Annotated in this window: 8 protein-coding genes; all 8 read right to left on the bottom strand. The window is 53.3% G+C overall.

The features are described 5' to 3' along the window. Positions 1–165: 165 nt before the first annotated feature. A complete protein-coding gene (locus Q1K24_RS08845) occupies positions 166–768 on the bottom strand; it encodes a hypothetical protein (RefSeq protein ID WP_300369049.1) in 603 nt (200 codons plus the stop codon). A 58-nt stretch (positions 769–826) separates the two neighbouring features. Further along, positions 827–2053, bottom strand: coding sequence for a tryptophan synthase subunit beta (gene trpB, locus Q1K24_RS08840; protein ID WP_300369046.1), 1227 nt, complete (start codon positions 2051–2053; stop codon positions 827–829). 159 nt (positions 2054–2212) lie between these two features. Continuing rightward, positions 2213–2422, bottom strand: coding sequence for a hypothetical protein (locus Q1K24_RS08835; protein ID WP_300369043.1), 210 nt, complete (start codon positions 2420–2422; stop codon positions 2213–2215). A 112-nt stretch (positions 2423–2534) separates the two neighbouring features. Then, the gene (locus Q1K24_RS08830) at positions 2535–2873 is read right to left on the bottom strand and encodes a cytochrome c (protein ID WP_300369040.1); all 339 of its coding nucleotides are present in this window, start codon (positions 2871–2873) and stop codon (positions 2535–2537) included. Positions 2874–2988: 115 nt separating this feature from the next. Continuing rightward, a complete protein-coding gene (gene feoB / locus Q1K24_RS08825; RefSeq protein WP_300369037.1) occupies positions 2989–5121 on the bottom strand; it encodes a ferrous iron transport protein B in 2133 nt (710 codons plus the stop codon). Then, positions 5118–5378: a FeoA family protein gene (locus Q1K24_RS08820; RefSeq protein ID WP_300369034.1), complete on the bottom strand. Its 261-nt coding sequence runs from the start codon at positions 5376–5378 to the stop codon at positions 5118–5120. Before Q1K24_RS08820 ends, feoB begins: the two co-directional genes overlap by 4 nt. 76 nt (positions 5379–5454) lie before the next feature. Continuing rightward, on the bottom strand, positions 5455–5712 hold the full coding sequence (locus Q1K24_RS08815; RefSeq protein ID WP_300369031.1) for a hypothetical protein: 258 nt from the start codon (positions 5710–5712) through the stop codon (positions 5455–5457). Continuing rightward, positions 5709–6034: arsenate reductase ArsC (locus tag Q1K24_RS08810; RefSeq protein ID WP_300369027.1), on the bottom strand; the 326-nt coding region annotated here is incomplete at its 5' end. The genes Q1K24_RS08815 and Q1K24_RS08810, both read right to left, overlap by 4 nt.

Genomic DNA, 6034 nt, shown 5'->3' with positions numbered 1-6034 from the left:
GCAGGTTCTTCTGCATCTTCTGCATGAAGAGAATATCGGTAAAGAGGAAGCCGCCATAGACAAAGGCGGCCAGCAGATGGATCGTATGAATCAGTGTGAAAAACATGGAGGACCTTTTTTAGCCGCGATTATAGCAGGCAGGCAAACGGCTTTCCTTGTCCGCCGTCAACGGGCCCGGCGAACGGGCCTTGGTCGGGGTTTCGGACGCGGTGCCGGACGGGGACGTGCAGCAGGCCTCTGCGGCCGTGTAACGGGACGGGTGGTTGGCCGCTGGATCGGTCTGGTCTCGGGGCGCTGAACCGGCTGCGTCGAAGGACCGTCCGGACGGGGACGATCGAACACAGGATTTTCAGTAGGCTGAATCGTGATGGGACCATGAGGCGGCTTTTCAGAGGGTGGTTTCTCCACCGGATGGTGGGGATGGTCGTGATGGTGATCGTCATCATCCCAGTAGTAGGGCGGATAGGCGTAGATGGGATGGGGCCAGTAGACACCACCGTAATAGCCCCGCTCGTCCCGCAGATCCTCCCTCTCACGATTCTCCTCCAGGCGCTCCTCCCCTTTTTTGATCAACGTATTGATCTCTTTTTCGGAGAGACCGTATCGTTTGGCCACTTTGGTAAATTTGTCGCGTTTGACGTACATCTTGATATTCGACTTGCCATCTTCTTCGACAAAACAGTTGGAACGCTGTTTGTAACAGTGCGAAGTGGCGTGAAGCCCTCCCGCAGCCAAAAGCGGCAACAATGCCCAATTCAACCATCTCATCGGAATATCCCTCTTTTTTCACCCATTATAATATTTTACGGTGGATCGACCGTGTATATCAGGCAAGCCGATCGGGATTCCAGTCGATGACACCGAAGGTATCGACGACATAGTCGATATCCTTGTCGCCCCGGCCGGAGAGGTTGACCAGGATCGCGTCGTGGGGCACTTCACGGGCCAGTTTCATGGCGTAGGCGATGGCGTGGGCGCTCTCGAGCGCCGGGATGATCCCTTCGTACCGGCTGATGGCGTAGAAGGCATCCACCGTCTCCGCATCCGTCGCCCCTTTGACATGGACCCGCCCGATATCGTGGAGATAGGCGTGCTCGGGACCCACACTCGGATAGTCCAGACCGCTGGCTATGGAGTGGACGGGGGCCGGTTCTCCATTTTCGGTCTGCAGCAGAATCGATTTGAAACCGTGCAGCACCCCTTCCTTCCCATACTCCAGTGTCGCGGCGTGATCGCCCAGCCGTGTACCCTTGCCCAGAGGTTCTACGGCGTAGAGTTCCACCTCGTCGTCGATGAATCCACTGAAGATGCCCATCGCGTTGGAGCCGCCCCCGACGCAGGCGACCACATGGTCGGGCAGCTCGCCGTTCGTCATCTCCATATACTGCTCCCGCGCTTCGATACCGACGACACTCTGAAAATCTCGCACCATCAGCGGAAAAGGGTGCGGTCCGACGACGGAGCCGATGGCGTACATCGCCGTGTCGAGCTGGGAGAGATAGGCTTCGAATGCAGAGTCGACTGCCTCTTTGAGAGTTTTAAGGCCGTGGGTGGCCGGTACCACGTTCGCACCCAGAATCTTCATACGCACGACGTTGGGATGCTCCTTTTCAATATCGACCTCGCCCATATGAATCTCGCACTCCAGACCGAAGTAGGCGCACGCCGTAGCGAGCGCCACCCCGTGCTGCCCCGCACCGGTTTCGGCGATCAGTTTCGTCTTCCCCATACTTTTGGCCAGCAGCGCTTCCGCCATGCAGTGGTTGAGTTTGTGTGCACCCGTATGGTTCAGGTCTTCGCGTTTGAAATAGAGCTGCGCCCCGCCGACGGCATCGCTGAGGCGTTTGGCATGATAAACCGGTGTCGGACGTCCCTGATAATGTTTGCGTATACGGCGTAGTTCAGCGAGGAATTCATGTGATTTCCGCAGTTTCAGATAGGCTTCGGTAATATGTTCGAACTCGTCGACCAGCTGAGGCGGAAGAAATGCACCCCCATATTCGCCGAAGTATCCCTTCTCGTCGGGTTGGGTTTTGAGATAGCTATGTTTCATGATCGGCTCCGTTGGAAATATTTCAAATAGTCTATAACGAAGTGCTTTAAGTAGATGTTAGACCTGGAGCCCATCTCAAAAATCCCTATGGACAGTTAGATACGATAGGCTCCGCTAGAAAGAAAGAGCGGACCAAGCCGCTCTGAATGAGAGGTGCGATCAGAGGAGTCCGAGTTCGGCGAAAATCGGTTCGAGAACCGCAAATTTTTGCGTCAACTCTTCGATGAGTGTACCGAATGCCTTGTCCTCCTCATACCACTCTTCGAGATGTGCAATGGCATTGCTCTTTTCCTCTTCGCTCAGTTTTTCCGATTTCTCGATCGCGGTTTTGAGCTGATCCAGTTTTTCATGATGTTTGTGATGTGGCATGATGGAAATCCTTTTTTTCTCTAATCTTACACACAATTTGATTAAAAGTTTCTCTCGCTTTCGTCATGATCTTACAATCGTCCCATAGAAAACGGAGGAAAAAGAGTGCCTCTCAATCCTTTTTCGTCACCATCCACTTTTTGAACGGCTGCAGCGCATCGATGAAATCGGTGACATCCTCTATCTCCTCTTCCGTCAGGGGAAGGGTCGGCATGGCATTGGCGCTGTAACCGAATTTTCTATACATCCTGTCGGGACTCTCGACATAATCCATGATCTCCTGTTTCGTCCGGGTGTAGGAGACGAGATTGAAGTCGCGTCCGAGTCCACCCGTCATATGGATGCTGTGGCATTGTGCACAGTTTGCCTCATAGACCGATTTCCCTTTTTTGGCATCCCCGAAAGCGGATGTGATAAAAAATAGAACGAGTAAAACGATAATGGGTTTCATTATGATCCTTGAAAATTTTTCCGAATCATATTTAAATAGGACAAAATTTGTCTTGATTAAAGTCAATCGGACCCATCTCAAACGTTCCCATAGGCAGAAATTTTTGAGATGGGTCCTAGAAAATACGCAAGGCGGTCTGATAGAAAAGGAAACTCGCGCCATAAGCGAGCAGAGGCAGAAACAGCAACTCAAAACTCATCAGTTTCCATCCGAATTCCTGTTTGATCGCTGCCATCGTCGAGATGCAGGGGATATAGAAGAGCACGAAAATCATATAGCTGTAGGCATTGAGAGGTCCGTCGAACTGGTTCAGCAGTGCTTTTTGCAAACCCGAAGAGTTTTCGGCGGCATTCTCCCTCTCAATCGTCCATGTGAATATGTTACGGATCGATGCGATAAACGCATCGCCAAGCATAGAGAGTTGGCTGGTCGCATCATCGAGAAAATCGAAACGATCCACAGCCTGCGGATGGCCGGATTCCACCCCGTAAATCGTGCCAAGCGAACCGATAACGACCTCTTTGGCGATCGTTCCTGGAATAAGTGCCGCAACCGGTTCCCAGTGGTCACCGAAACCAAGCGGCCGGAAAAGCGGTGTAACACTTTGCGCACTCTTGGCAAGGTAGGAGTTATGGACATCGGTGCCCGGCGGCAGATGGATGACGCTCCAAAGAATGACGGAAGCTGCAACGATAACGGTTCCGGCACGGATAATGAAATCTTTGAGCCTCGGCCATGTCAGAACCCATATGGCCCGCAACGTCGGCAAACGGTAGGTAGGAAGTTCGAGGAAAAAAGGTTTCTCCTCCGTTTTTGGAAGGATTCTGTCGGCAGTAACAGCGATAAGCAATGCAGCCAGGAAACCAAGAAGATAGATCGACATAATGATCATGACCTGGTGATCTCTGAAAAAGAGAGCCGTAAAGAGTGCATAGATCGGCAGTCTGGCACTGCAGCTCATCAGCGGAATCATCAACGAGGTGATGACCCGTTCGCGCAGGCTCGTCATGGTCCGGGTTGCATAGATGGCCGGCACGTTGCAGCCAAATCCCATAAGCATCGCGACGAAAGCGTTGCCTTTGATGCCGAACGAACGTGCCAGCCTGTCGAGCAGAAAACTGACCCGTGCCATGTAGCCGCTCTCTTCGAGCAGCGCCATAAAAAAATAGAGGAAAAAGAGCAGCGGAAGAAAAGAGAGAACCAGACCCACACCCCCGACGACACCGTCGACAATCAGGGACTCTCCCCATACCGGCAGATACGAAGCCAGAAGAAGATGCAGATATTTCCCGACAAAATTTTCAAAAAAACCGGCGGTCCATTCCACAAGCGGCGCGCTGCCGTCGAAGGTCAGTTTGAAAAGAAGAAACATCGTGAACAGGAGTGTCGGGAAAGCGAAGAAACGGTGCAGCACGAAGGCATCGATCCGGTCGCTCAATATGACTCTGTCGATGACAGGCTTCGTGAGCACCTCGTCGAGAATCCGATCGATCACTTCGTAACGCGAACGGGTAATGATCGTCTCGATCGGCAGTTTCATATGGCTTTCAAGACGGGTCCGGGCCCCTTCGGCAAAGCCGACAAGATCCTCTCTGCCATGCTGGCGTGCCAACTCCAGTGCAAAGGCATCCCCTTCGATCAGTTTGACCGCGAAAAGCCTCGGCGGGTAGGGCAATCTCTCCGTTTCCATCTTTCGGGTCAGCAAAGCGATTTCGTTTTCGATGTGATGCTGCATCGGCTGGATGGCAGGCAGTTTTTTCGTTTCGACGGCATCGACAATCCGGTCGATCACTTTTCCGGCGCCCAATCCCCTGGAGGCGACCGTCGGTACGGCATGGAGACCGAGAATCGATTCGAGTCTGCCGACGTCGAGCTCAAATCCCCGCTTCGTGAAATCGTCGAACATATTGAGCGCCAGCACCATCGGCTTCTGCATATCGATCAGTTCGAGCGTCAGATAGAGGTTGCGCCGCAGATTCGTCGCATCGATGACATCGACGATGCCGTCGATCGGATCGTAGGCCAGAACGTTTCGGGTAATCTTCTCTTCGAGTGAATAGGGGCTGAGGGTATAGGCGCCCGGCAGATCGACGAGCGACACCGTTCTGTCACCGTATCGGAATGTCGCCTCCTTCTTCTCGACCGTCACGCCCGGCCAGTTACCCACTTCCAGATCGCTGCCGGCGATCGCGTTGATCAATGCCGTTTTGCCGGTATTGGGGTTGCCGACGAACGCAATTTTCATCATCGCACCCCTCTCCGCTCCCGTTTTCGAAGCTGGGAGATCGGCTCCACTTCGATTTTCCCGGCATCCTCTTTGCGCAATGCGATCATCGTATCGGCAACCCGAATCTCGATCGGATCGCCGAGCGGTGCGTACCGGACAAGCTGAACCGGTTCCCCGCACAAAACCCCCAGCTCCATCAAACGGGTTTTGAGCTCTCCGATATCACCGATCGATTTGATGATGGCTTTCTGTTTCGGTTGAAGTTCCGCCAGTGTCATAGGGCTATTATAGTGCGGATTGGTTTAAAGGAGGCCGCCCCACCCAATGCCCGAATGGATCTGCATTGAAAAATGGTCAGGGATTGAGGACGTTGGAACGTTTCAGCGCCGCTTCGATCTCCTTTTTGGCCACGTCACCTGTCAACTCCAGTTCGACAGCTCCATCTTCCCCACGCACTTCCATCTTGCGGATTTTCTGTTTCGTTTCGTCGCTCATGCATTCACACTGCCCCGTGGCACAGTTCTCGACCATTTTCACGATATTCTCTTTTTTCACTTCGCCGGTAAAAGCGATTTTCACGCCGTTTCCTGTGGCATTGACCTCTTTTTTCACGACAGCTCCTTTTTGATGCGAGGCAGCAGCCTCTTTTTGATCTCCTTCAATGTCTCGACAAAGGCTTCATAGGGTTTGCCGTCGGGGTCTTCGAACCCGACGTGGATGGTCTTCGTGCCGCCCTGAAAGAGAGGGCAGCTCTCCCTCGCATTGTCACATACCGTCACGACAAGATCGAAGGGCCCCTCTTTCATCACCTCTTCGATACTCTTCGAATGGTAGGTTTCGCGCCATGCATCCTCCTCTTCGAGCACTTTCCTGGCATTGGGGTTGACCCGGCCGCCCGGCCTGCTGCCAGCACTGTACGCCTCGATGCCTTCGA

The organism is Hydrogenimonas sp. (assembly GCF_029932565.1).
Taxonomy (GTDB): Bacteria; Campylobacterota; Campylobacteria; order Campylobacterales; family Hydrogenimonadaceae; genus Hydrogenimonas.
This window is presented reverse-complemented; position numbering and strand designations above follow the sequence as displayed.

Excerpts from the sequence above, each read along its gene's own strand:
- Q1K24_RS08845 (WP_300369049.1), bottom strand. The coding sequence starts at position 768 with ATGAGATGGTTGAATTGGGCATTGTTGCCGCTTTTGGCTGCGGGAGGG.
- trpB (WP_300369046.1), bottom strand. The coding sequence starts at position 2,053 with ATGAAACATAGCTATCTCAAAACCCAACCCGACGAGAAGGGATACTTC.
- Q1K24_RS08835 (WP_300369043.1), bottom strand. The coding sequence starts at position 2,422 with ATGCCACATCACAAACATCATGAAAAACTGGATCAGCTCAAAACCGCG.
- Q1K24_RS08830 (WP_300369040.1), bottom strand. The coding sequence starts at position 2,873 with ATGAAACCCATTATCGTTTTACTCGTTCTATTTTTTATCACATCCGCT.
- feoB (WP_300369037.1), bottom strand. The coding sequence starts at position 5,121 with ATGATGAAAATTGCGTTCGTCGGCAACCCCAATACCGGCAAAACGGCA.
- Q1K24_RS08820 (WP_300369034.1), bottom strand. The coding sequence starts at position 5,378 with ATGACACTGGCGGAACTTCAACCGAAACAGAAAGCCATCATCAAATCG.